A 25,229-nucleotide genomic window follows, 5' to 3' on the forward strand; every position below is an offset into this window, starting at 1 on the left:
CGAACAGGCCCGCAACAACACCGCGTTGCCCAAGGCGATGACGCTGATCGAGGCGCTGCCGTGGCTGGAGCGCTTCCACGGCAAGACCGTCGTGATCAAGTTCGGCGGCAACGCCATGGTGGACGAGAGCCTCAAGTCGGCCTTCGCCCAGGACGTCGTCTTCCTCCGCTACGCCGGCCTGCACCCCGTCGTGGTGCACGGCGGCGGCCCGCAGATCAGCGCCCAGCTGGACCGCCTCGGCCTGGAGTCCAGCTTCACCAACGGCCTGCGGGTCACCACCCCCGAGACCATGGACGTGGTCCGGATGGTGCTGGCCGGCCAGGTGCAGCGCGAACTCGTCGGCCTGCTCAACGAGCACGGCCCGTTCGCGGTCGGCATGACCGGCGAGGACGCGCACACCATGACGGCGGTCAAGCGGTACGCGGTGGTGGACGGCGAGCAGGTCGACATCGGCCTGGTCGGCGACATCGTCAACATCGAGGCCGGCGCGGTGAAGGCGCTGATCGCCGACGGCCGGATCCCGGTCATCTCCTCGATCGCGCGCGGCGCCGACGGCCACGTCTACAACATCAACGCGGACACCGCGGCGGCCGCCCTGGCGGTCTCGCTGGGCGCCGAGATGCTGGTGGTCCTGACCGACGTCGAGGGCCTCTACGCGGACTGGCCGAACTCCGACGACGTGATCAGCCAACTCGCCGCGAGCGAGCTGGAGGAGCTGCTGCCGAGCCTGGCCAGCGGCATGCTCCCCAAGATGGAGGGCTGCCTGCGCGCCGTCCGCTCCGGGGTGGGCACCGCCCGCGTCCTGGACGGCCGGGTGCAGCACAGCCTGCTGCTGGAAATCTTCACCGACGAGGGAATCGGCACGATGGTCGTGCCGGACGACGAACAGACCGTGACCGGGGGACTGGCATGACCGCGAACGAGCAACTGACCGGCCGGTGGCAGCACGCCTTCACCGACAACTACGGCACCCCGCGGATCGCGCTGGTGCGCGGTGCGGGCGCCAAGCTCTGGGACGCCGACGGCAAGGAGTACACCGACCTGCTCGGCGGCATCGCCGTCAACGCCCTCGGCACCGCCCACCCGGCGGTCGTCGAGGCCGTCAGCCGGCAGATCGCCACCCTGGGCCACGTCTCCAACCTCTTCATGGCCGAGCCGACCATCACCCTCGCGGAGCGGCTGCTGGAGCTCGACGGCCGGGAGGGCGGCCGGGTGTTCTTCTGCAACTCCGGCGCCGAGGCCAACGAGGCCGCCTTCAAGATCAGCCGCCGGACCGGCCGCACCCACCTGGTCGCCCTCCAGGGCGCCTTCCACGGCCGGACGATGGGCGCCCTCGCGCTCACCGGCCAGCCGGCCAAGCAGGATCCGTTCCGCCCGCTGCCCGGCGACGTCACGCACGTCCCGTTCGGCGACGTCGAGGCGCTGCGCGCGGCCGTCACCACCGAGACCGCGGCGGTCTTCCTGGAGCCGATCCAGGGCGAGAACGGCGCCATCCCGCTGCCCGAGGGCTACCTGCGGGCGGCCCGCGAGATCACCCGGGCCACGGGCACCCTGCTGATCCTGGACGAGATCCAGACCGGCGTCGGCCGCACCGGGTACTGGTACGCCCACCAGGCCGTCGAGGGCGTCGAGCCGGACGTCGTCACCCTCGCCAAGGCGCTCGGCGGCGGGCTGCCGATGGGCGCGGTGCTGGCCTTCGGCGAGGCCGCCGACCTGCTCACCCCGGGCCAGCACGGCACCACCTTCGGGGGCAACCCGGTGGCCGCGGCGGCCGGGCTCGCGGTGCTGGACACCATCGAGTCCGAGGGCCTGCTGGAGCACGTCCGCAAGCTGGGCGAGCGGCTGCGCGAGGGCGTCGAGGCGATCGGCGACCCGCTGGTCTCGCACGTGCGCGGCGCCGGCCTGCTGCTCGGCATCGTGCTCACCGAGCCGGTGTCGGTGCGGGTGCAGGCCGCCGCGCAGGAGGCGGGCTTCCTGCTCAACGCGGCCGTCCCGGACGCCGTCCGGCTGGCCCCGCCGCTGGTGCTGACCGAGCAGGAGGCGGACGCCTTCCTCGCCGCTCTGCCGGGCGTCCTGCGGGCGGTGCGCGAGAGCGCCCCGACCGATGCGAGCTGACCGTTGTCCGGGAGAATAACCACATGACCGTTTCCCACTCCGGCCCGTCCGCCGCAGGCCCGTCGCCGCAGGTGCCGCAGACCCGCACCGCGCGGCACCGGCGGATCGTGGACCTGCTCACCCGCCAGCCCGTGCGCTCGCAGAGCCAGCTCGCCAAGCTGCTCGCCGACGACGGACTCGTGGTCACCCAGGCGACCCTCTCCCGGGACCTGGACGAGCTGGGCGCGGTCAAGATCCGCAACCGGGACGGCGCGCTGATCTACGCCGTCCCGGCGGAGGGCGGCGACCGCACGCCGCGCGCGCCGATGGGGGAGTCGGCCAGCGAGGGCCGGATGGCCCGGCTGGCCGGCGAGCTGATGGTCTCCGCGACGGCCTCCGGCAACCTGGTGGTGCTGCGCACCCCTCCGGGGGCCGCGCAGTTCCTCGCCTCGGCGATCGACCAGGCGGAGGTGTTCGAGATCATCGGCACCATCGCCGGCGACGACACCGTCCTGCTGATCAGCCGGGACCCGGCGGGCGGCCAGGCGCTCGCCGACCACCTCATGCAACTCGCCCAGGCGAAGGCGCAGTAGCGAGCGACGACGCGAGACCCCGACACGACGCGACGCGACGCGACGCGACGCGACGCGACGCGACGCGACGCGCGACGACGCGACACGACGCGACACGACGCGCGACGACGCGACACGACACGAAACCCCGACCGGTGGAGACTTCCCCGGCCGGGGTTTTGTGTTTCATACGGACTAGTGCATACTTATGCCTGTCGCCGTAAACCTGTACGGAAACCCTGTACGTAGAGCTGTAAGGAGAAAGCCGTGGCCGAGCGCGTCGTACTCGCCTACTCGGGCGGACTGGACACCTCCGTCTGCATCGGCTGGATCGCCGAGGAGACGGGCGCCGAGGTCATCGCCGTCGCCGTCGACGTCGGCCAGGGCGGCGAGGACCTGGAGGCGATCCGCCGGCGGGCGCTGGACTGCGGCGCCGTCGAGGCCGAGGTCGCGGACGCCCGCGACGAGTTCGCCGACGAGTACTGCCTCCCGGCGATCAAGGCCAACGCGCTCTACCAGGGCCAGTACCCGCTGGTCTCCGCGCTGTCCCGGCCGGTCATCGTCAAGCACCTGGCCGCCGCCGCCCGCAAGCACGGCGCCACCACCGTCGCGCACGGCTGCACCGGCAAGGGCAACGACCAGGTCCGGTTCGAGGTCGGCATCAACTCCCTGGCCCCCGGCCTGAAGTGCATCGCCCCGGTGCGCGACTACGCGATGACCCGGGACAAGGCGATCGCCTTCGCCGAGGCCAAGGGCCTGCCGATCGCCACCACCAAGAAGTCCCCGTACTCGATCGACCAGAACGTCTTCGGCCGGGCCGTCGAGACCGGCTTCCTGGAGGACATCTGGAACGCCCCGATCGAGGACGTCTACGACTACACCCAGGACCCGGCCGCCCCGCGCGAGGCCGACGAGGTGGTCATCACCTTCGACGCCGGCGTCCCGGTGGCGATCGACGGCCGCAAGGTCACCGTCCTCCAGGCCATCGAGGAGCTCAACAAGCGGGCCGGCGCCCAGGGCGTCGGCCGGCTGGACATGGTCGAGGACCGGCTGGTCGGCATCAAGTCCCGGGAGATCTACGAGGCCCCCGGCGCGATCGCCCTGATCACCGCCCACCAGGCCCTGGAGAACGTCACCGTCGAGCGCGAACTCGCCCGCTACAAGCGGCAGGTGGAGCAGCGCTGGGCCGAACTCGTCTACGACGGCCTCTGGTTCTCCCCGCTCAAGCGCGCGCTGGACGGCTTCGTGAACGAGGCCAACCAGCACGTCTCCGGCGAGATCCGGATGGTCCTGCACGGCGGCCGGGCCGTGGTCGACGGCCGCAGGTCCGACCAGTCGCTGTACGACTTCAACCTCGCCACCTACGACACCGGCGACACCTTCGACCAGTCGATGTCCAAGGGCTTCATCGAGATCTTCGGGATGTCCTCGAAGCTCGCCGCCCGCCGCGACCTCGCCTGATCCCCTCCCGTCCCCACCCCCCTTCCCCGTCAGGAGCCCACGCGATGTCCGCCGACCAGCACGCCGACCAGACCGCCGACGTCCGCCTCTGGGGCGCGCGCTTCGCCGACGGCCCGTCCGAGGCGCTGGCCAGGCTCTCCGCCTCGGTCCACTTCGACTGGCGCCTCGCGCCGTACGACATCGCCGGCTCCAAGGCCCACGCCCGGGTCCTGCACAAGGCCGGCCTGCTCTCCGAGGACGAGCTCGCCGCGATGCTGGCCGGCCTCGACCAGCTGCTCGCCGACGTCCAGGCGGGCACCTTCACCGGGACGGTCGCCGACGAGGACGTGCACACCGCCCTGGAGCGCGGCCTGCTGGAGCGCCTCGGCGCCGACCTCGGCGGCAAGCTGCGGGCCGGGCGCTCGCGCAACGACCAGATCGCCACCCTGTTCCGGATGTACCTGCGGGACCACGCCAGGACCATCGGCGCCCTGGTGCTCGACCTCCAGCACGCCCTGGTCGGCCTCGCCGAGGCGCACCCGGACACCGCGATGCCGGGCCGCACCCACCTCCAGCACGCCCAGCCCGTCCTCTTCGCCCACCACGTCCTCGCGCACGTGCAGGCCATCGGCCGGGACGCCGAGCGGCTGCGCCAGTGGGACGCCCGCACCGCCGTCTCCCCGTACGGCTCCGGGGCGCTGGCCGGCTCCTCGCTCGGCCTCGACCCGCAGGCCGTCGCCGCCGACCTCGGCTTCGAGGGCGGCTCGGTCGGCAACTCCATCGACGGCACGGCCTCGCGCGACTTCGTCGCCGAGTTCGCGTTCGTGACCGCGATGATCGGCATCAACCTCTCCCGGATCGCGGAGGAGGTGATCATCTGGAACACCAAGGAGTTCGGCTTCATCACGCTGCACGACGCCTTCTCCACCGGTTCCTCGATCATGCCGCAGAAGAAGAACCCGGACATCGCCGAGCTCGCCCGGGGCAAGTCCGGCCGGCTGATCGGCAACCTGACCGGCCTGCTGGCCACCCTGAAGGCCCTGCCGCTCGCCTACAACCGGGACCTCCAGGAGGACAAGGAGCCGGTGTTCGACTCCTGCGACACGCTGGAGGTGCTGCTGCCCGCGTTCACCGGGATGATGGCCACCCTCACCGTGCACCGGGAGCGGTTGGAGGAGCTGGCCCCGGCCGGCTTCTCGCTCGCCACCGACATCGCCGAGTGGCTGGTCAAGCAGGGCGTGCCGTTCCGGGTCGCGCACGAGGTGGCCGGTGCCTGCGTCAAGGTCTGCGAAGCCGAGGGCATCGAGCTGTCCGACCTGACGGACGAGCAGTTCGCGGCGATCTCGGTGCACCTGACGCCCGAGGTGCGGTCGGTGCTCAGCGTGCACGGCGCCATCGCCTCGCGCAACGGGCGCGGCGGCACCGCGCCGTCGGCGGTGGCGGTCCAGCTCGCCGAGGTGAAGGCGGACCTGGCGCGGCAGCAGGAGTGGATCCAGGGCTGACCACCGGCCTGCGGGGGAGGGGCGTGACGGTCCGACCGTCGCGCCCCTCCGGCGTCCGCACCCCCGGTCGGGCGTAACCCGACCCGCCCCGGCCCGTCATGCACGGTGTGTGCACAACCCTTCCGCCCGTCCCCTCCGCCGAGGACGTCTTCCTCGCCGAACGCCGCCGCCGCGTGGTCCGCGAGACCGTGGCCGGCCTGCCGGGCCGCTGCCCCGAGCTGGTCGCCGCCCTCGCCGAGGATCCGCCGCCGACCTACCGGGAGCTCTCCGAACGCCTCGGCATGCCGCGCGGCTCGATCGGGCCGACCCGCTCGCGCTGCCTCGCCTGCCTGCGGATCCTCCTGCACGCCGAGCGGTACCCGTGAGCGGTGCCCGCGAGCGGCCGGTGACGCTCCGCACGCGGATCACCCCGGAGGCGGCTCCGCCCGGGTGACGCTCCGCACGCCCGTCTCCCGCGTGACCCTCGCCACGTCGAGCCGTCGCCGCCCCCGGCCGCGCCCCGCACGCGGCGCCCTCCACCCGCCCCACCACCCGCCCCGCCCCCGCGTGACCCTCGCCACGTCGGACGCCCCGGAGGTTGAGAGCAGCTGACACCCGGGTAGAGCGCTGGCGAACGTAGCTCTTGACGGTGCCGCGATCACTCGGATACTGAGCGTGAGCGCGTCGCCGTCGACCCGGTCACTTCCGGGCCGCGCGGCTGGTACGTTCGTGCGCCACCCCCGGTCAGGGCAGATCCCCGGCCGGGACATCTCCGGCAGGGCATCCGGTGCGTCACCCTCACGTTTGCGCGCCGGGCACGACGATGGGGAGGCCCCAGCACATGGGCATGAGCGTGATCATCTCGGCGGCGGACGCCGAGGACGCGGAGCAGATCCTCAAGCTCCAGTACCTCGGCTACCAGCCCGAGGCGGAGCTGTACGGCGACTGGGCGATCGAGCCCCTGACGCAGAGCCTGGAGAGCCTGCGCGCCGAACTGTCCGGGCAGTACGTCCTGGTCGCCCGGCTGGGCGACGAGGTGGTCGGCACCATCCGCGGTCACGTCGACGCCGAGGGCGTCGGCCGGATAGGGCGCCTGGTCGTCCACCCGAGGATGCAGCGGCACGGCCTGGGCGGCCGGCTGCTGGACGCGCTGGAGCGCCGCCTCGCCGAGGACGGCCGTCCGGTGACCTCCTACCGCCTGTTCACCGGCCACCGCAGCCTCGGCAACCTGCGGCTGTACACCCGCCTGGGCTACCGGCAGTCCGCGGTCGAGCCGGTCACCGACCGGCTCAGCCTGGTACACCTGGAGAAGCCCGCCGTGGTGTCGCTCGCCGCGACCGCCTGAGCCCTCCGCCCGTTCCGGCCCGCACGGCGCCGCCACCATCCGGACACTCCGGTGGCGGCGCCGAGCCGCATCGTCGCTGGTTGCGGCGCCGGGTGTCCGCATTGCGGACATCACATCCAAGTAATTGGGTCCAAATCGACCCATCTGATTTACTGGCTCACATGACTGCGACGACGAAATGGACCCCCACCGGCACCCTGCCGGCAGGTGAGCGCGCCATGTGCCGTCGAATGTGTCACCGCTGAGGGCCACCGCCCCCGGCACCCGGTTGAGGGTGCCCCCACCTCGCGCCCCGAAGCGAGACCCGGCGTCGTTCCCGTCCGTGCGAGCGCGCCCAGCCTGCCACACCCCTTCTCCCCGCCTGCCCACCCATGGGCGGGTGGTCGTCCACGACGACTCGTGCCGGTGACTCCTGCCCGATGACTCGTAAGGGCCACGCCGTCGCGCGGCCCGGCCGCCCAGCGGCCACGATCAAGAGGTGGCAGGTCCGGATCCCCCTGGCGAAGCGCCGTGCACGTCGCCGACCGCACCCCGGTCGGGCGGCCGCCCGCCGCCCGCCCCCGACCCACGGAAGCAGCTGTGATCACCACCACGGACCTCACGAAGGTCTACCGCTCCCGAGGCCGCGAGGTGAGCGCCCTCGCCGGCGTCGACCTGCACGTCCGCCCTGGCGAGGTCTACGGAGTCGTCGGCACCAGCGGCGCAGGCAAGTCCACGCTCATCCGCTGCGTGAACATGCTGGAGCGTCCGACCTCCGGCACCGTCACGGTGGACGGGGTCGAGCTGACCGCGCTGTCCGGCGGCGAGAACCGGGCCGGCCGGGAGCTGCGGGAGGCGCGGCGCCGGATCGGCATGGTCTTCCAGCACTTCAACCTGCTCTCCTCGCGGACCGTCCAACAGAACGTCGAGCTCCCGCTGGAGATCGTCGGGCTGGACCGCACCCAGCGCCGCCGCAAGGCCGCCGAACTGCTCGACCTGGTCGGCCTCGGCGACAAGGCCCGCAGCTACCCCAACCAGCTCTCCGGCGGCCAGAAGCAGCGCGTCGGCATCGCCCGGGCCCTGGCCGGCGACCCCAAGGTGCTGCTCTCCGACGAGGCCACCTCGGCGCTCGACCCGGAGACCACCCGTTCGATCCTCAAGCTGCTGCGCGACCTCAACCAGCAGCTCGGCCTCACCGTCCTGCTGATCACCCACGAGATGGACGTCATCAAGTCCGTCTGCGACTCCGCGGCGCTGATGCGCGGCGGCCGGGTGGTCGAGTCCGGCAGGCTGACCGACCTGCTGGCCCAGCCCGGCTCCGAGCTGGCCCGCGAGCTGTTCCCGCTCAGCGAGTTCGGCATCGGCCACCCCGGCTCGACCGTGCTGGAGATCACCTTCCAGGGCGACTCCTCGGCCCAGCCCTTCGTCTCCCAGCTGGCCCGCACCTACCAGATCGACATCAACATCCTCGGCGCCGCGGTGGAGACCATCGCCGGTCGGATGGTCGGCCGGATGCGGGTCGAGCTCTCCGGCGGCCACCAGGACAACGTGGTGCCGATCGGCTACCTGCGCGAGCAGGGCCTGCAGGTGGACGTACTGGGCGCGGCGGACGGAGCGGTGGCATGACCTGGGACGAGATGTGGGCCCTGATGGGGCCCGCCACGCAGGAGACCTTCCAGATGGTCGGCGTCTCCACGGCCGTCACCGTGCTGCTCGGCCTGCCGCTGGGCATCCTGCTGGTGCTGACCGACAAGGGCGGGCTGCTGGCCAACCGGGCCGTCAACAAGTCGATCGCCTTCGTGGTGAACATCGCCCGCTCGGTGCCGTTCATCATCCTGATGATCGCGCTGATCTCCTTCACCCGCTGGCTGGTCGGCACCTCCATCGGCTGGCAGGCGGCGACCGTGCCGCTCACCATCGGCGCCATCCCGTTCTTCGCCCGCCTGGTCGAGACCTCCGTCCGCGAGGTCGACCGCGGCCTGGTCGAGGCCGTCCAGGCGATGGGCGGCAGCACCTGGACGATCGTCCGCAAGACCCTGCTCCCGGAGGCGCTGCCCGGCATCGCCGCCTCGGTGACCACCACGATCATCACGCTGATCAGCTACTCCGCGATGGCCGGCACGGTCGGCGGCGGCGGCCTCGGCACGCTCGCCGTCAACTACGGCTACCAGCGCTTCGAGACGGCCTTCATGTGGGTCATCGTGGCCGAGCTGGTGATCCTCGTCACCGCCGTCCAGCTGATCGGCGACTTCGCCGTCCGGCGCCTCGCCAACCGCGGCGGCACCGGCGGCCGGACCCGCCTGCTGGGCCGCACCCCGGCCGGACCGGCCGCCCCCGACGCGGACCTCGTCGCCCCCTAGACCTCCCGGGTCCGACACCGGACCACGGCTCCCCGTATCACGCAGAAAGGCACTTTTCGTGCGCAACGCCCTGAAGTTCACCAGCATCCTCGCCACCGCCGGCATCGCCCTCTCGCTGGCCGCGTGCGGCAGCTCCGGGTCCTCCTCCTCGGACCCGAACGCGCCGCTCAAGGTCATCGCCAGCCCCACCCCGCACGGGCAGATCCTCAAGTACGTCAAGGACAACCTCGCGGCCAAGGCGGGCCTCAAGCTCGACATCAAGGAGGTCACCGACTACGTGACCCCCAACACGGCGGTGCAGGACGGTTCGGCCGACGCCAACTACTTCCAGCACGTCCCGTACCTGGAGGACTTCAACAAGAAGCACGGCACCGACATCGTCTCGGTCGAGCCCGTGCACCTGGAGCCGCTCGGCGTCTACTCCAAGAAGGTCAAGTCGATCGCCGACCTGCCGGACGGCGCCACCGTCGGCCTGCCCAACGACGCCACCAACGAGGGCCGCGCGCTCAAGCTGCTCGCCGACAACAAGCTCATCACGCTGAAGGACGGCGTCACCACCGCCGCCACCCCGGCCGACGTGACGGGCAACCCGAAGAACCTCAAGTGGAAGGAGCTGGAGGCCGCCCAGCTGCCCCGCTCCATCGCCGACCTCGACGCCGCCGTCATCAACGGCAACTACGCGCTCGACTCCGGTCTGAAGCCCTCCACCGACGCGCTGGTGCTGGAGAAGGCCGAGGGCAACCCGTACGCCAACATCCTCGCCGTGAAGAAGGGCAAGGAGAACGACCCGCGCGTGAAGAAGCTGGCCGAGCTGCTGCACTCCGACGAGGTCAAGAAGTACATCGACGACACCTTCCAGGGCTCGGTCATCCCGGCCTTCTGAGCCGCGGTCCGATCCACGCCCTGACCCCGACCGGGCCCCCGCCGCACCTCGGCGGGGGCCCGGTCGGGCAGGATGCACCGGGGCGCCTGGTCGGCGGCGTTCTGACGTACCGTCGTGCGGGCGGCGCACCGCGTGACACCCGGGGCACGGCGGGGGCGTACGGTGTTGTGTTCACGACCCGGCGAGGAGAGACGGCATGGCAGCGAGCTTCCCCGAGACCGCCATCAGCACCGAACGGCTTCTGCTGCGGCCCCTTGCGGAGGACGACGCGCCCGGCCTGGCCACGATGATGGCGGACGAACTCGTCCTGGCCTGGACCGACCTGCCGCACCCCTTCACCGAGGCGTACGCGACCGAACTCGCCCGCACCCTCGCCCCCGCCCACCGGGCCGCCGGCCGCGGCATCGTCTTCGCCGTCACCGAGCACCTCACCCAGCGCCTGGTCGGCCTGGTCGAACTGCGCAACACCGACTGGCGCCTGCGCAGCACCGAGATCTCCTACGTCACCGCCTCCTGGGCCCGCGGCGAGGGCTACGCGCCCGAGGCCGTCCTCGGCGTCAGCCAGTGGCTGTTCGAGGACCGCGACTTCCTGCGCCTGGAGCTGCGCACCGCCGCCGGGAACACCGCCGCCCAGCAGGTCGCCCAGAAGATCGGCGGCATCAGCGAGGGCGTGCTGCGCAGCGCCTGGATAGTCCGGGGCGAGTCCGGCGAGTCCGGCGAGTCCGGCGGGTCCGGCGAGGCCGCCGTGGAGAGCCGCAGCGACCTCATCCTGTGGAGCCTGCTCCCGGAGGACCTGGACGCGCCCGAGCCCGAACCGCAGCGGACCGGCTGGCACGGCGACCAGCGCTACGTGCTGCGCGACTGAGCCGCCCCGATCGCGCGTACCACCCGCGCCGCCCGCGCCGTTCGTGCCGCTCACCCGCCGGCGGCTCGTCACGGACATGTGTACGAGATGTCGGCGCCGAGGGGATCACACCCGGTAGCCTCTGCTCCGGCGCCGCACACCGGCGCGGTTTGTCGGCGCACCGAGCCGCACACCGGGTGACACCACAGGGACACCCGGGTCGCAGGCCGGTCCGCGCACCGAGTCGAGGGAGAACGGCCGCAGATGGCTGACCGGATCACGGTCATCGGGTGGGACGGCACGCCGCTGACCGAGGCCGCCGGCGCGGCCCTCGCCGCAGCGACCCTGGTGGCCGGCGCCCCCTACCAACTGAACGCCCTCCCGGTGCCGGACGCCGCCGAGCGGATCACCCTCGGCAACGTCCGGCAGGCCGCCCGGCGGATCGCCGAGCACCGCGGCGCCGCCGTCGTCGTCGCCGAGGGCGACCCGGGCTTCTTCGGCGTCGTGCGCGCGCTGCGCCGCCCCGAGTACGGCCTCGAACTGGAGGTCCTGCCCGCCGTCTCCTCGGTCGCCGCCGCCTTCGCCCGGGCCGGCATGCCCTGGGAGGACGCCCAGGTAGTCAGCGCCCACGGCGGACGGCTGCGCCGCGCGGCCAACATCTGCCGGGCCCACCCCAAGGTCGCGGTGCTGACCGCGCCCGGCGCCGGTCCGAGCGAACTGGCCCTCATGCTGCGCGGGGTGCATCGGACCTTCGTGGTCTGCGAGGCCCTCGGTACTCCGGACGAGGACGTCACCGTCCTCACCTCCGACCGGATCGCCGACCACGTGTGGCGCGACCCCAACGTGGTGCTGGTGATCGGCGGCCACGGCGGTCCCCAGGCCGGCGGGGTCGACACGGCGGCCGGCTGGCTGGCCGGGCGCCCGGTCGGCTTCCCCGGCGCGGACCGCGGCTGGGCGCTCCCCGGTGACGCCTACGCGGGCGCCGGGCGCGCGGAGGGCGAGCCCGGCGCATCGGAGGCACTCCCCGCGCACGTGCGCGCCCTGGTGCTGGCCCGTCTGGGTGCTCGTCCGGGGGACCTGGTCTGGTCGGTCGGCGCGGGCAGCGGCGCCCTCGCGGTGGAGGCGGCCCGATTCGGCGCCGCCGTCGTCGCGGTCGAGGCGTCCCGTTCGGCCTGCGCCCGGCTGGCGGTGAACGCGCGCCGGTACGGCGTCGAGGTGGAGACCGTGCACGGGCAGGGCCCCGAGGTGCTGGGCGGCCTGCCCGAGCCGGACGTGGCGGTGGTGGAGTCCGGCGGCCTCGACGTGGTGCGCGCGGTGCTGGCCCGTCGTCCGGAGCGGTTCGTCGCGGTGCCCCGGACCCTCGCCGAGGGGGAGCAGATCCACCGGGCGATCGCCGAGGCCGGCTACCGGGCGGACGGCGCGCTGCTGCAGTCCACCGCGCTGTCGGCCGCCGCCGGCGCCGGCGGCGGGCTGGCTCTGGGGGCGGGCGGTACCGGTGTGCTGCTGCTCTGGGGTGAGCAGATCGCGTGAAGGACCGGGGTGCGTTCTGTGGATCCGGCCCGATCCGCCGGGCGCATTGCGCTCCCGTGCGGTGCTGCTGAGGGGGCGTGGTGGGGCCGCGCGGTGATCCAGGTCGCATCCGGACACCGATTCGAGAGGTGACCGTGCTGGGCCGGTAGTGTGGCGTCCTGGGCGGCTGCGACGGTCGGCGACCCACCCGATTCAGTCGGTTTGTCGCCTTTTTGACGTGGTGCAACCCGGTTTTGCTCGGAGTGTGGGCAATTCGACGGGCCGCGTGCCGGACCTGGAGAATGCCGTAGGGTCCGGTGCGGTCGTGCCGGTTGCTCCGGGTTGTCGTTGTTTCAGATGGTGCGCCGCCCGGTGTGGGCGGCGCGCAGGCCGGGGTGCCGCAGTGCGCCGGAAGGACTTGGGCCGCAGCGCCTCGGCGCGGCGGCCGCGTGTGGTTGAGGGACGGGCCGGTGCAGGCCCGGCCCGTGCGGATGGGCGCTGCGGTCGGTGATCGTGTCGCCAAGGGCGCGGCAGCGGCCTGGAAGGAGCGTTTGACAATGACCGATGGCGGCCACGTCCCGGGCGAGGGAATGCCGGAGCACCTGAACGCCGGGCCGGACCAGCTCGGCGGACCGGAGGGCGTCGCGGGCGTTGCACCCCTGCAGGGCGTCGCGACGGACGGCGGCATGATCCCGAACCCGACGGCGCCGGGCCACGGCCTGGCCGGTGGTGCGGTGCCCCCCGGCGCGGGAGTCATCCCGCCGCAGGGCCGGCCGCTCGGCGCGTCCGGCTTCGCCGTACCGGCCCCCGGCCTGTCGGCTCCCGGCGCACCGGTTTCCGGCGTGCCCGGTGAGGGCTGGGGCGTCGACCCGGGCGCCCCGCGTCCGGCCTTCCACTTCCTCGACCAGGACGACGAGGACGACGTCCTGCTGATGCCCGGTCCGCAGGGCTCCTGGGGCGAGCCGCTGGCGCCCCTCCCGACCGAGCCGACGCCGCTCGCCCCGCAGCAGGACGGCACGCCGGTCGAGCCTTCGTGGCCGCCGCTGGAGCCGCCGGTGCTCGGCGCCGAGCAGGCGCAGCAGCCGTTCCACGCCGCCCCGGCGCACCCGCAGGCCGCGGAGGCGATGACGGCTTCTCAGCCGCCGCGCCGCCCGCTGCACGCGGGCCCGCCGATCCCGGATCCGTCGCTGATGACCGGCCAGGTCCCGGTGCGCTCGCTCGCCGACCGCGGCCCGTCGCAGGGCGGCACGCCCGCGCACGGCATCCCGGTGGTCGGTCGGCCGCCGGTGGCCGAGGCCGTCGCCCCGGCGCCGGCCGCCGCGCCGCAGGCCGTTCCGGCGGCGCCCGCGCCGGCGGTTCCCGTGACGGAGGCCCAGGAGTTCCAGCAGGTGCCGCTGGCCTCGCACCCGGTCGAGGCCCAGCTGGCCGTCGAGACGGTCGGGGCGATCGAGGTGATCGAGGTCGTCGAGCTGCCGGAGGCCGTCGTCGTCGCCGAGGCCGTGGTGGACGCGGCGCAGGCCGTCGTGGCCGAGCCGGTCCCGGCGGAGTCCGGCCAGCCGGTCGTCGACCCGGGCGGCACGCCCCTCGCCCCGCCCCTCGCCGGGGCCGTGGTTCCGGCCTCGGGCGAGGCGCCGGTCGAGCCCGTCGCCGAGGCCGCCGTCGAGGCCGCCGCGCAGGCCGCGCCCGCGGAACAGACCGAGGCCCCCGCCCCGGCCGGCCCGCCGCGGCGCATCTCCGCATTCCTGGCCGCGCCCACCCCGCACGGCCTGCCTCCGGTCGCGGCGGCCGCGCAGGCCCCGGTGGCCGAGGAGGCCGCCCCGCAGCAGCCCGCTCCCATAGCGGCCGAGGAGCCGGCCGGGGAGCCGGTCCAGGCCGCCCCGCCCGTCGAGGCCGCTGGAACGGTCGAGACCGGCGAGCCCGCCGAGGCCGTGGCGCCCGCGCCGGAGGCGGTCGTCGAGGCCGTCGTCGAAACGGTCGTCGAGGCGGTTGCCGAGACCGCCGCCGGCACGGGCGAGATGCCCTCCGGCCAGGCCGTCGTCGAGCCCGTCGAGCCCGTCGAGGCTGCCGCCGAGCCCGCCGCCGAGGTCGCTGCCGAGCCCGTTGTCGAGCCCACCGAGGAGGCCGCGCCGGTCGTGAACCAGGCCGTCGAGGCCCCGGTCGAGCCGGTCGTCGAGCCCGTCGTCGAGCCTCAGACCGGGGCCGCCGCAGCGGAGACCGCGCCGCAGCAGCTCGCGGACGCCACCCCGGTCACCGAGGCCGCCGAGCCGGTCGCCGAGACCGCCGCCGAGCCGGTCGCAGAAGCTGCCCCGGCCACGCCGGAGGACCAGGCCCAGCCCGTCACCGAGCCGGCCGCGGAGTCCGCCGAGCAGGCCCCCGCCGCCGAGTCGGTCGCCGTCGAGCCCGTCGTGGCCGCCGAGGCCGTTGTCGAGGAGGCCGCCGCACCGGAGGCCCCTGCCGACCAGGCCGCTGACGCGTCCGTGGCAGCCGAGTCCCCCGCCGCCGAGCAGCAGCCGGCCGAGCAGGCCGAGCAGGCCGTCGAGCCTCAGACGGATGCACCGACGGATGCATCGACGGAGGCATCGACGGAGGCATCGACGGAGGCGCCGACGGAGGACCTGGCGGAGCAGCCCGCCGAGGAAGCACAGGCCGAGGAAGCACAGGCCGAGGAGCCGCAGGCCGAAGAGCCGGCCGAGCCCCGCGGCCCGGCCGCGCCCGGCTTCGACCAGGCCGAACGCGAGGCCGTCCACCAGGTGATCCGCGAGCGCCGCGACATCCGCAACGGCTTCCGCCCGGACCCGATCCCGCACGAGGTGCTGATCCGCGTCCTGGAGGCCGCCCACACCGCGCCCAGCGTCGGCTACTCCCAGCCCTGGGACTTCGTGGTGATCCGCTCGGCCAAGACCCGCCGGCGGATGCACGCCCTGGCCGAGCGCCAGCGCGAGGTGTACGCGGACTCGCTGCCCAAGGGCCGGGCCAAGCAGTTCAAGGAGATCAAGACCGAGGCCATCCTCGAAACGCCGGTCAACATCGTGGTGACCGCCGACCGCACCCGCGGCGGCCGACACACGCTGGGCCGGCACACCCAGCCCCAGATGGCCCCGTACTCGGCCGCCCTGGCGGTCGAGAACCTCTGGCTGGCCGCCCGCGCCGAGGGCCTGGGCGTCGGCTGGGTGAGCTTCTTCGACGACGAGGAGCTGGTCCGCGAGCTCGGCCTGCCCGAGCACCTGGAGGTCGTCGCCTACCTGTGCGTCGGCTTCGTCGACTCCTTCCCGGACGAGCCCGAGCTGGAGCAGCAGGGCTGGGCCAAGAAGCGCCCGCTGTCCTGGGTGGTCCACGAGGAGCAGTACGGCAACCGCGCGCTGCCCGGCGAGGAGCCGCAGAGCCTGCTCGCCGAGACCCTGCGCGGCATCCGCCCGCTGGACGCCAAGGCGCTCGGCGAGGCCTGGGACCGGCAGAAGCGGATGACGAAGCCGGCCGGCTCGCTCGGCATGCTGGAGATCATCTCCGCGCAGCTGTGCGGCCTGTCCCGCAAGTGCCCGCCGCCGATCCCGGAGCCCGCCTGCGTGGCGATCTTCGCGGGTGACCACGGCGTGCACGCGCAGGGCGTCAGCCCGTGGCCGCAGGAGGTGACCGCCCAGATGGTCGGCAACTTCCTGGCCGGGGGAGCGGTGATCAACTCCTTCGCCAAGCAGATCGGCACCGAGGTCTGCGTGGTCGACGTCGGCGTCGCCGCCGAACTGCCGGAGGCCATCCAGCAGGGCCGCACCACCGGCCTGCTGCCGCGCAAGGTCAAGCCCGGCACCGACGACATGACCCAGGGTCCGGCGATGACCCGCGAGGAGGCCCTCAAGGCCATCGAGGTCGGTATCGAGACCGCCCGCGACCTCGTCGCGGCGGGCAACAAGGCACTGGTCACCGGCGACATGGGGATCGCCAACACCACCGCCTCGGCCGCCCTGATCTCGGTGTTCACCGGCCTCGACCCGGCCGAGGTCACCGGCCGCGGCACCGGCATCGACGACGAGACGCACGCCCGCAAGATCGAGGTCATCCGGGCCGCGCTGGCCCTGCACCGGCCCGACCCGGCCGACCCGATCGGCGTCCTCGCCGCCGTCGGCGGCCTGGAGCACGCGGCCCTGGCCGGCTTCCTGCTGGGCGCGGCCTCGCTGCGCACCCCGGTGGTCCTGGACGGCGTCATCGCGGGTTCGGCCGCGCTGGCGGCCAAGGCGATCGCCCCCGAGGTGCTGGCGGCCTGCATCGCCGGCCACCGCTCCGCCGAGCCCGGCCACCAGGCCGCGCTGGCGAAGCTGGGCCTGCGTCCGCTGATCGACCTGGACCTGCGGCTCGGCGAGGGCACCGGTGCCCTGCTGGCCCTGCCGCTGGTGCAGAGCGCGGCCCGGGCGATGCACGATGTAGCCACCTTCGACTCCGCCGGGGTCACCGAGAAGGGCTGACGTCCTCCGTCACCACTGCGCGGACCGGCCCGAGGGCGCGCCGGTCCGCGCAGCGGCGTCACGCCGCACCCGCACCCCGGCCCCTCACCCCCGATCAGGAGCACCGCCGATGACCGCGCCCACCCCGCACCCCAGCACCGAAGGCCGTACCCCGTACCCGGTCGGCCTGCTGCTCGCCGGCCGCCGCGTGGTCGTGGTCGGCGGCGGCCAGGTCGCGCAGCGCCGGCTCCCCGCGCTGATCGCCACCGGTGCGGAGCTGCACCTGATATCGCCGGCCACCACCCCGGCCGTGCAGGCGATGGCCGACGCGGGCGAGCTCACCTGGCACGCCCGCCCGTACCGGGACGGCGACCTGGCCGGCGCCTGGTACGCCCTGGTCGCCACCGACGACCCGGCGGTCAACGGTGCCGTCAGCGCCGAGGCCGAGCGCGAGCGGGTGTTCTGCGCCCGCAGCGACGACGCCTCCGCCGCCACCGCCTGGACCCCGGCCAGCGGCCGCGACGCGGGTGCCACCGTCGCGGTCCTCACCGGTGACCCGCGCCACTCGGCGGCTCTGCGCGACGCCATCGTGGACGGCCTGCGGGACGGCTCGCTGGCCGTCCGCCAGTTCCGCGCGCACGGCGTCGGCGGTGCCTCGGGGCAGCCGGGCCGGGGGAGCGTCGCCCTGGTCGGCGGCGGGCCGGGCGACCCGGACCTGATCACCGTGCGCGGCCGCCGCCTGCTGGCCGACGCCGACGTGGTGGTCGCCGACCGCCTCGCCCCGCGCGAGCTGCTCGCCGAACTGCCCGAGCACGTCGAGGTGATCGACGCGTCCAAGATCCCCTACGGCCGGTTCATGGCCCAGGAGGCGATCAACCGGACGCTGATCGAGCACGCCAGGGCCGGCAAGTTCGTGGTCCGGCTCAAGGGTGGCGACCCGTACGTCTTCGGGCGCGGCGGCGAGGAGCTGCTCGCCTGCGCCGAGGCCGGGCTGCCGGTCACCGTCGTCCCGGGCATCTCCAGCTCGATCAGCGTCCCGGCGTCGGCCGGCGTCCCGGTCACCCACCGGGGCATGACGCACGAGTTCACCGTGATCTCCGGTCACGTCGGCCCGGACGACGAGCGCTCGCTCACCAACTGGGAGGCCGCCGCGAAGATGCGCGGCACCCTGGTGCTGCTGATGGCCGTGGACAAGATCGGCGCGATCGCCGCGAAGCTCGTCGAGCACGGCCGCCCGGGCGACACCCCGGTCGCGATCGTCCAGGAGGGGACCACCGCGGCCCAGCGCCGGGTGGACGCCACCCTGGCCACCGTCGCCGCGACCGTCGAGGCGGAGCGGATCAAGCCGCCGGCCGTGATCGTCGTCGGCGACGTGGTCAACGTCCTGGCGGCCGCCTTCCAGCGGTGAGCGCCCGGAGTGGGAAGTCGGGCCCGTCGACTTCCCACTCCGACCTCCCACGTCGGCCGGCTGCTCCGGCCGGCTACTCCAGCGGCTGCTCCGTCCAGATCACCTTCCCCGTCGCCGTGTAGCGCGTCCCCCAGCGGTCCGCGAACTGCGCGACCAGGAACAGCCCGCGCCCGCCCTCGTCGGTGGTCGCCGCGTACCGCAGGTGCGGCGAGGTGCTGCTGCCGTCCGACACCTCGCAGATCAGCGCCCGGTCCCGCAGCAGCCGCACCCGGATCGGCCCGGTGCCGTACCGGATGGCGTTGGTCACCAGCTCGCTCAGGATCAGCTCGGTGACGAACGCCGCCTCGTCCAGCCCCCAGGCCGCCAGCCGCTCCGCCACCTCGGCCCGGACGGCGCCCACCGCCGCCGGTTCGGGCGGCACCTCCCACTCCGCGACCTGGTCCGGCGCCAGCACCCTGGTCCGCGCCACCAGCAGCGCGATGTCGTCCAGCGGACGCTCCGGCAGCATCGCCCCGAGCACGTCCGCGCAGGTCTGGTCCGGCGTGCGCGGCGGCCCGGTCAGCGCCGCCCGCAGCAGTTCGAGCCCCTCACCGATGTCCCGCTCGCGGTCCTCCACCAGCCCGTCGGTGTACAGCACCAGACGGCTGCCCTCGGCGAGGTCGAACTCGACGTTCTCGAACGGCAGCACCGCCAGCCCCAGCGGCGGCCCGGTCGCCAGCTCCGGGAACACCACCCGCCCGTCCGGGCCCACCACAGCGGGCGGCGGATGCCCGGCGCTGGCCAGCGTGCACCGCCGCGCCACCGGGTCGTAGATCGCGTACAGGCAGGTCGCCCCGGTCAGGGCCGCGCCCTCGCCGCTCCCGGCCTCGTCCTGGTCGATCCGGTTCACCAGGTCGTCCAGATGCCCCAGCAGCTCGTCCGGCGGCAGGTCCAGCGTCGAGAAGTTGTGGATCGCCGTCCGCAGCCGGCCCATCGTCGCCGCCGCGTGCAGGCCGTGCCCCACCACGTCCCCGACGACCAGGGCCACCCGCGCGCCCGGCAGCGGGATCACGTCGAACCAGTCGCCGCCCACCCCGGCCTGGGCCGGCAGGTAGCGGTGCGCGACGTCCAGCGCGCTCTGCGGCGGCAGGTTGCGCGGCAGCAGGCTGTGCTGGAGCGTCACCGCCATCGCGTGCTCCCGGGTGTAGCGGCGCGCGTTGTCGATGCACACCGCCGCGTGCGCCACCAGCTCCTCGGCCAGCACCAGGTCGTCCGCCTCGAACGGTTCCGGGCGGTCCGCCCGCCAGAACCGGGCCACCCCCAGCAGCACCCCGCGCGCCCGCAGCGGCACCCGCACCATCGAGTGCACCCCGTACGCCAGCACCCGGGCCGAGCGCTCCGGATCCTGCTCCCGCCACTCCGGGGACCGGGCCAGCCAGGGTTCCAGCCCCGACTCCCCGCTGTGCAGCGCCCCGGCCAGCGGGGTGGCCGGCACCACGTCCAGCACCGTGTCCACCGGGTAGAACGGAGCGTCGTCCCGGATCCCGGCGAGCGCGACGCGGCGCATCCGCCCCAGCGAGGTGCCCGGCGGCGGCTCCTCGCCCGTCAGCACCTGGTCCGCCAGGTCCACCGTGACGAAGTCCGCGAACCGGGGCACCGCGACCTGCGCCAGCTCCTCCGCCGTCCGCGTCACGTCCAGCGAGCTGCCCACCGTCACCCCGGCGTCGTACAGCAGCCGCAGCCGTCGCTGCGCGCCCTCGGCCCGGCCGGACAGCGCCAGCAGCTCGGTGGAGTCACGCAGCGTGGCGACGCAGCCCGGCGGGCCGCCCACCTGGTCGGTCAGCCGGACGTTCACCGCCAGCAGCCGCTCCCCGGCCAGCACCACCTCGTCGGTCACCGGACGGTTGGCGGTCAGCAGTTCCTCGGGCGCGGGCTCCAGACCCAGTTCGGTCACCGGCCGGCCCTCGGCGTCCGGCGGCAGGTCCAGCAGCCGCCGCGCCTCGTCGTTGCAGAGCAGCAGCAGACCGTCCGCGCCGACGATCATGACGCCCTCGCGCACCGCGTGCAGCACGGCCGCGTGGTGCTCGTACATCCGGGTCATCTCGGCCGGGCCCAGCCCGTGGGTCTGGCGCCGCAGCCGACGGCTGATCAGCGCCGTGCCGAGGGTGGCCAGCCCGACCGCGCCCGCGGCGGTGCCCAGCACCACCGGCAGCTGCCGCTCGCCGGCGCTGCTCACCTTCTCCACCGTGATGCCCGCCGAGACCAGTCCGGGCACCGAGCCGTCCGGCGCGTACACCGGGACCACCGCCTGGATCCCCGGGCCGAGTGTCCCGGTGCTCCGCTCGATCACCACCTGCCCGTGCAGCGCGGGCAGGTAGGTGCCGATGAACTTCTGGCCGATCTGGGACGGGTCGGGGTGGGTGTAGCGGATACCGTCGTCGTTCAGCACGATGATGAAGTCGACGCCGGACGCGGCCCGCGCGGCCTGCGCCTTCGGTTGCAGGATCGCGCTCGGATCGGGGGAGCGCAGGGCCTCGACGATGCCGGGCGAGTTGGCGAAGGTCTGCGCGACCGCCACCGACCGGCTGCGGGCCTCGCGGTCGGCGTCGGTGTGCGACTGCACCACCAGCGCCAATGCGGCCGCCGCCACCAGCAGCAGGACGACGAGGACCTGCAGCGCGAACACCTGCCCGGCCACCGACCGGTGCCGTACGGGCCACGGCCGCTTCGCACGTGGCAGCTGTAGCCGACCGTGTGGGCGCCCACCGGAGGAGCCGGCGGAACCAGTAGCACCAGAGGCCGACGGAGCCCAGGATCGGCCCGGAAAACGGGCCATACGGCCATGTTTGCACCATGGCTGGCACAGGGCCAAGGCCAGCCCGCCCCGCGGCTTGGGCCGTTTGGCCTTCCCCGCCCCGCCTTGGCAAGATCGCAGGGTGTCCGAACCCAGCACCATCACCGACCCCGCCGACCCGCGCCTCGGCGACTACACCGGCCTCACCGACGTCGAACTGCGCCGCCAGCGCGAACCCGCCGAAGGCCTGTTCATCGCCGAGGGGGAGAAGGTCATCCGCCGCGCCCTCGCCGCCGGCTACCGGATGCGGTCGATGCTGCTGACCTCCAAGTGGCTGGAGGTGATGGCCGACGTCATCGCCGAGGCGGACGCCCCCGTCCACGTCGTCGAGCCGGGGCTCGCCGAAGCCGTCACCGGCTACCACGTCCACCGCGGCGCGCTCGCCTCGATGGAACGCAAGCCGCTGCCGCAGGCCGCGGACCTGCTCGCCGGGGCCCGCCGGGTCGCCGTCCTGGAAGGCCTGGTCGACCACACCAACCTCGGCGCGATCTTCCGCAGTGCCGCCGCCCTCGGCATGGACGCCGTCCTGCTCTCGCCCGACTGCGCCGACCCGCTCTACCGGCGCGCCGTGAAGGTCTCCATGGGCGCCGTCTTCGCGGTGCCCTACGCCCGGCTCGACCCCTGGCCGGCCGCCCTGGAGACCGTCCGAACCGCCGGATTCACCCTGCTGGCCCTCACCCCCGCCGACGCGGCCGTCGACCTCGTCGGTCTCGCCCCGCACCGCCTCCCGAAGGCGGCCCTCATGCTCGGGGCCGAAGGCGACGGCCTCACCGGCCCCGCCCTCGCCGCCGCCGACCACGCCGTCCGCATCCCGATGGCCCACGGCATCGACTCCCTCAACGTCGGTGCCGCTGCCGCCGTCTCCTTCTACGCGGTCACCGCCCCCACCGCCTGACGGGGGCGTCGGCTTCCCCTCTCACGCCGGAGGAGCCCTCACACAGAAAGCGGGAAGCAGGGAGTCGGCCAGCCGACTCCCGTGCCGCAGCCCTCCCGTGCTCAGCCCGCCGCAGCGGTGGGCGGAGCCGGGGCGGCGGCCGGAGGCTGGGTGGCGGGGCCGGAGGCGCCGGGCCAGGACTCGTCCAGGGTGCCGTCGGCACGGACGGTGTAGCGGGTCGAGGTGGTCGCGCCGGTCGCGGCGACCCGCTCCTCGCGGACGACCGTCCCGCCGTCGAGCCGCCAGGTGGCCGTCGCCTGCGGGTCGGCCGCCGAGCTGCGGGAGGTGGCGGCGATCGGGGTGTCCCCGGTGAAGGAGAAGAGCTGGACGAGGTCGACCGGCACCGAGCCCTCGGCCCGCCGCAGGACGACGACCGCTGCCGGGGCGCCCTTGTACCGGGCGGGCAGCACGGAGCTGAGCACGACCTGCGGGCCGGCCCCGACCGACCGGCCGTCCCGGAGCGCGATGCCGGGCCCGCCGGCCCCGTCCGGGTAGCTGCGGTTGGGCCAGTCCACCACCGGCCCCGGTCCGTACGGGGGCGCCAGCGGGCTGTCGCCCGCGCCGCCGTGTGCGGCCGCGGCCGCGGCGGACGGGGTGGCCGGAGGCTGGGCGGCGGGGGGTTGGGCCGCGGCGGCCCCGTCCGCCGAGGTCCCCGTCACGGCCTGCGCGCCGCCCGCGGCGGGCGCACTGGCGCTGGACCCGCCGGAGGGCCGCAGGCCCTGCTTGCCGCGGTTCTCGCACCCCTGGGCGGCCGCGATGGCCAGCGCGACGCCGAGCGTCACGGTGACGAAGACCACGAGCCGCTGCCGCAGCAGCCGCTGCCGCGCGTTGCCGGGCCGCCCGCCGGGGGCGGGGGTGTGCTGGCGGTCCCGGGGGCCGCGGTCGCGGGTGCCGGGCCGACCGGGGGGCGGGGTGTGCGGCCGCTCCCGTACCGGGCGGGTCACCGGGGTGGCCTCGGGCCGGGGGAGCGGGGCGGTGGCCGCCTGCGAGCGCCGGGCCGCGGCCGCAGCCGCGGCGGCGGCCCGGGACCGTGCCGGGGCGGGGGGTTCGGGGGAGCGCCCGGGCGCGGGCACGCCGTGCCGGGCGCCGTCGGGGGCGGGCTGGGCCGCCGGGCCCGCCGGGGCGGGTGCCGCCGCCCGCCCGTGGCCGGCCCGCGCGGTCCGGGCGGCGGTTCCGGCTGCCGCCCCGCGGGCCGCGAGTTCGCTGAGGCGCTCGTGCAGCGCGGCCGCGCCGGGCCGTTCGGCGGGTTCCTTGGCGAGGCAGGCGCGGATGAGCGGTGCCAGCGGCGTCGGTACGGCGGACAGGTCGGGTTCCTCGTGGACGACCCGGTAGAGCATGACTTCGGAGGACGCCCCGGACCCGAACGGGGTGTCCCCGGTGAGCGCGTAGGCGAGGGTGGCCCCGAACGCGAACACGTCGGTGGCGGGGGTGACGGCGGCGCCGCGGACCTGTTCGGGAGCGAGGAAGCCGGGGGAGCCGACGGCGGTGCCGACGTGGGTGAGGGTGCTGGCGCCGCGCGACCAGGCGATGCCGAAGTCGATGATGCGCGGGCCCCGCGGCGAGAGCAGGATGTTGGAGGGCTTGAGGTCGCGGTGGACGACCCCGGCCTCGTGCACCTTGACCAGCCCGTCGGCGAGTGCGGCGCCGATCCTGGCGGCCTCGGGCCAACTCAGCGGCCCTTCGTCGCCGACCTGCTTGTAGAGGGAGGGCCCGGGAACGTACGCGGTGGCGAGCCAGGGGCGGTCGGCCTCGATGTCGGAGCCGACGACGCGGGCGGTGCAGCCGCCCCGGATGCGGGAGGCGGCGGCGATCTCGCGGGCGAAGCGGGTGCGGAACTCCTGGTCCTCGGCGAGTTCGGCGCGGATCAGCTTGAGGGCGACGCGCTGTCCGCGGCGGTCGGAGCCGAGGTAGACCACGCCCATGCCGCCGGCGCCCAGCCGCCGGTGCAGGCGGTACGGCCCGACGATGCGGGGGTCCTCACGCCTCAGCCGCATCATCGCCATGTTCCGTTCCCCGTCAGCCTGTGGGTGAGGCCCCGTCGGTTGGGGCATCGTCAGTTCCTGTCTGGCACAGCTTACGGACTGCCCCCTGCGGTGTGCTGATACGCAACACCTCAAGCAGCCGTGTGATTGTCGGATCGTGCGCTGACCCGCAGGTCATAGGGGTGCCGGAGCGTTTCTCGGGGTCGCCCCTCAGGGTTCCCCCGGGGGTGCGGCCAACGCTCCCTCCCCCTGCGGTAGTACGCCTGAAGTCTGAGCGTCATCCTCCGGGATGCCCGAGGAACAGTACGACGGCATGACGCCCGGAGGGCCCCCTGGCCAATAGCGTTGTGTTCAGCGGTGGACGGGGAGCTCGTCCCCCGAGGTAAGCCGTTCACCGCGCCAACTCGACCGGACCACAGGAGTAAGGGCATGGCACCGCAGCTCACGGGAAACCCCCGCCGTCGGTCGGCCGTCGCCCAGTCCCGGTCGGTCGAGCAGCCCACCAGGCACCCGGCCGTGGCACTGGCCATGGCCCTGCCGTGCGCGGTGCTGCTGGTGCTGCTCTTCGGAGGTTGGGATCAGATGGCGAACCAGGCCCAGGCCGTCGCCGATCTGATCGGCCGCTGAGAACACGCCGGCCCCGACGGGGTCGGCCACAGAACGGGCACTGGTCCCCTGGGGACGGGGAACAGTGCCGCCGGGGAGGCCGCGGCCGCGATGACACGCGGACGGGCGTGTGTGGTGCGCAGAGCGCCCCGGCAGGCGGAGACGCCGCGTACGGACGTCGGTGAGGGCGACCGTACGCGGCTCTTCTCTTTTCCCGCAGCCGTCGGCTGTCCCGAAGTCGCCGTCTGCCCCGAAGCCCTCGTCAACGCCAAACGGCCGGGGCCGCGATCCTGACGGATCGCGGCCCCGGCCGTTACTGTGCGCGATACTGGGATTGAACCAGTGACCCCTACCGTGTCAAGGTAGTGCTCTCCCGCTGAGCTAATCGCGCCTGGTATGGCGTTCCTGCAGCAGACCCCGAAGGATCCGACGTGCGCGATACTGGGATTGAACCAGTGACCCCTACCGTGTCAAGGTAGTGCTCTCCCGCTGAGCTAATCGCGCCTGGTATGGCGTTCCTGCAGCA

At 74.2% G+C, this 25,229-nt stretch carries 17 protein-coding genes, 2 tRNA genes and 1 pseudogene; 16 read left to right on the forward strand and 4 right to left on the reverse strand.

Going from position 1 to position 25,229, the window contains the following annotated elements:
• The first annotated feature begins 37 nt into the window (after positions 1 to 37).
• From argB to cobA, 14 genes are all read left to right on the forward strand, one after another.
• Positions 38 to 913, forward strand: coding sequence for an acetylglutamate kinase (argB, locus tag ACIQVZ_RS08625; RefSeq protein ID WP_350878043.1), 876 nt, complete (start codon positions 38 to 40; stop codon positions 911 to 913).
• Positions 910 to 2,115, forward strand: coding sequence for an acetylornithine transaminase (locus ACIQVZ_RS08630; protein ID WP_402448206.1), 1,206 nt, complete (start codon positions 910 to 912; stop codon positions 2,113 to 2,115). The genes argB and ACIQVZ_RS08630 overlap by 4 nt, the downstream gene beginning before the upstream one ends.
• A gap of 23 nt (positions 2,116 to 2,138) precedes the next feature.
• Positions 2,139 to 2,687, forward strand: a complete 549-nt coding sequence (locus ACIQVZ_RS08635; RefSeq protein WP_063346843.1) for an arginine repressor — start codon at positions 2,139 to 2,141, stop codon at positions 2,685 to 2,687.
• A 246-nt stretch (positions 2,688 to 2,933) separates the two neighbouring features.
• Positions 2,934 to 4,127 (forward strand): argininosuccinate synthase, encoded by a 1,194-nt coding sequence (locus ACIQVZ_RS08640; protein ID WP_402448209.1) that lies wholly within the window; start codon positions 2,934 to 2,936, stop codon positions 4,125 to 4,127.
• Between the two features lie 44 nt (positions 4,128 to 4,171).
• Positions 4,172 to 5,608, forward strand: a complete 1,437-nt coding sequence (gene argH, locus ACIQVZ_RS08645; RefSeq protein ID WP_402448211.1) for an argininosuccinate lyase — start codon at positions 4,172 to 4,174, stop codon at positions 5,606 to 5,608.
• Between the two features lie 107 nt (positions 5,609 to 5,715).
• A complete protein-coding gene (locus ACIQVZ_RS08650; protein ID WP_159398377.1) occupies positions 5,716 to 5,973 on the forward strand; it encodes a hypothetical protein in 258 nt (85 codons plus the stop codon).
• A 455-nt stretch (positions 5,974 to 6,428) separates the two neighbouring features.
• Positions 6,429 to 6,932: a GNAT family N-acetyltransferase gene (locus ACIQVZ_RS08655; protein WP_350877915.1), complete on the forward strand. Its 504-nt coding sequence runs from the start codon at positions 6,429 to 6,431 to the stop codon at positions 6,930 to 6,932.
• A 579-nt stretch (positions 6,933 to 7,511) separates the two neighbouring features.
• A complete protein-coding gene (locus ACIQVZ_RS08660; RefSeq protein WP_402448216.1) occupies positions 7,512 to 8,537 on the forward strand; it encodes a methionine ABC transporter ATP-binding protein in 1,026 nt (341 codons plus the stop codon).
• A complete protein-coding gene (locus tag ACIQVZ_RS08665; protein ID WP_402448218.1) occupies positions 8,534 to 9,271 on the forward strand; it encodes a methionine ABC transporter permease in 738 nt (245 codons plus the stop codon). Before ACIQVZ_RS08660 ends, ACIQVZ_RS08665 begins: the two co-directional genes overlap by 4 nt.
• A gap of 58 nt (positions 9,272 to 9,329) precedes the next feature.
• On the forward strand, positions 9,330 to 10,154 hold the full coding sequence (locus ACIQVZ_RS08670) for a MetQ/NlpA family ABC transporter substrate-binding protein (RefSeq protein WP_350877912.1): 825 nt from the start codon (positions 9,330 to 9,332) through the stop codon (positions 10,152 to 10,154).
• A 196-nt stretch (positions 10,155 to 10,350) separates the two neighbouring features.
• Positions 10,351 to 11,019, forward strand: coding sequence for a GNAT family N-acetyltransferase (locus tag ACIQVZ_RS08675; RefSeq protein WP_402448221.1), 669 nt, complete (start codon positions 10,351 to 10,353; stop codon positions 11,017 to 11,019).
• A 243-nt stretch (positions 11,020 to 11,262) separates the two neighbouring features.
• On the forward strand, positions 11,263 to 12,528 hold the full coding sequence (gene cbiE, locus ACIQVZ_RS08680) for a precorrin-6y C5,15-methyltransferase (decarboxylating) subunit CbiE (protein ID WP_350877910.1): 1,266 nt from the start codon (positions 11,263 to 11,265) through the stop codon (positions 12,526 to 12,528).
• Between the two features lie 536 nt (positions 12,529 to 13,064).
• Positions 13,065 to 16,961 (forward strand): nicotinate-nucleotide--dimethylbenzimidazole phosphoribosyltransferase, encoded by a 3,897-nt coding sequence (gene cobT / locus ACIQVZ_RS08685; protein ID WP_402448223.1) that lies wholly within the window; start codon positions 13,065 to 13,067, stop codon positions 16,959 to 16,961.
• A 109-nt stretch (positions 16,962 to 17,070) separates the two neighbouring features.
• The gene (gene cobA / locus ACIQVZ_RS08690) at positions 17,071 to 18,348 is read left to right on the forward strand and encodes a uroporphyrinogen-III C-methyltransferase (RefSeq protein ID WP_350877907.1); all 1,278 of its coding nucleotides are present in this window, start codon (positions 17,071 to 17,073) and stop codon (positions 18,346 to 18,348) included.
• 73 nt (positions 18,349 to 18,421) lie between these two features.
• On the opposite strand, the gene ACIQVZ_RS08695 is transcribed toward cobA, so the two are convergent.
• Complete coding sequence (locus ACIQVZ_RS08695; protein ID WP_402448224.1) at positions 18,422 to 21,163, reverse strand: SpoIIE family protein phosphatase; 2,742 nt, start codon at positions 21,161 to 21,163, stop codon at positions 18,422 to 18,424.
• A 100-nt stretch (positions 21,164 to 21,263) separates the two neighbouring features.
• On the opposite strand from ACIQVZ_RS08695, the gene ACIQVZ_RS08700 reads away from it, so the two are divergent.
• The gene (locus ACIQVZ_RS08700) at positions 21,264 to 22,076 is read left to right on the forward strand and encodes a TrmH family RNA methyltransferase (protein WP_402448226.1); all 813 of its coding nucleotides are present in this window, start codon (positions 21,264 to 21,266) and stop codon (positions 22,074 to 22,076) included.
• 773 nt (positions 22,077 to 22,849) lie between these two features.
• On the opposite strand, the pseudogene ACIQVZ_RS08705 reads toward ACIQVZ_RS08700, so the two are convergent.
• Positions 22,850 to 24,118: pseudogene (locus ACIQVZ_RS08705) on the reverse strand (serine/threonine-protein kinase); the annotation flags it as partial.
• A 408-nt stretch (positions 24,119 to 24,526) separates the two neighbouring features.
• Between ACIQVZ_RS08705 and ACIQVZ_RS08710 the strand changes: the two are divergent.
• A complete protein-coding gene (locus tag ACIQVZ_RS08710) occupies positions 24,527 to 24,724 on the forward strand; it encodes a hypothetical protein (RefSeq protein WP_350877904.1) in 198 nt (65 codons plus the stop codon).
• Between the two features lie 298 nt (positions 24,725 to 25,022).
• On the opposite strand, the gene ACIQVZ_RS08715 is transcribed toward ACIQVZ_RS08710, so the two are convergent.
• Positions 25,023 to 25,094 (reverse strand) — tRNA-Val (locus ACIQVZ_RS08715).
• Positions 25,095 to 25,135: 41 nt separating this feature from the next.
• Positions 25,136 to 25,207: transfer RNA gene (locus ACIQVZ_RS08720), tRNA-Val, on the reverse strand.
• Between the last annotated feature and the right edge of the window lie 22 nt (positions 25,208 to 25,229).

Source organism: Kitasatospora sp. NPDC098663 (assembly GCF_044760075.1).
Lineage (GTDB): Bacteria > Actinomycetota > Actinomycetes > Streptomycetales > Streptomycetaceae > Kitasatospora.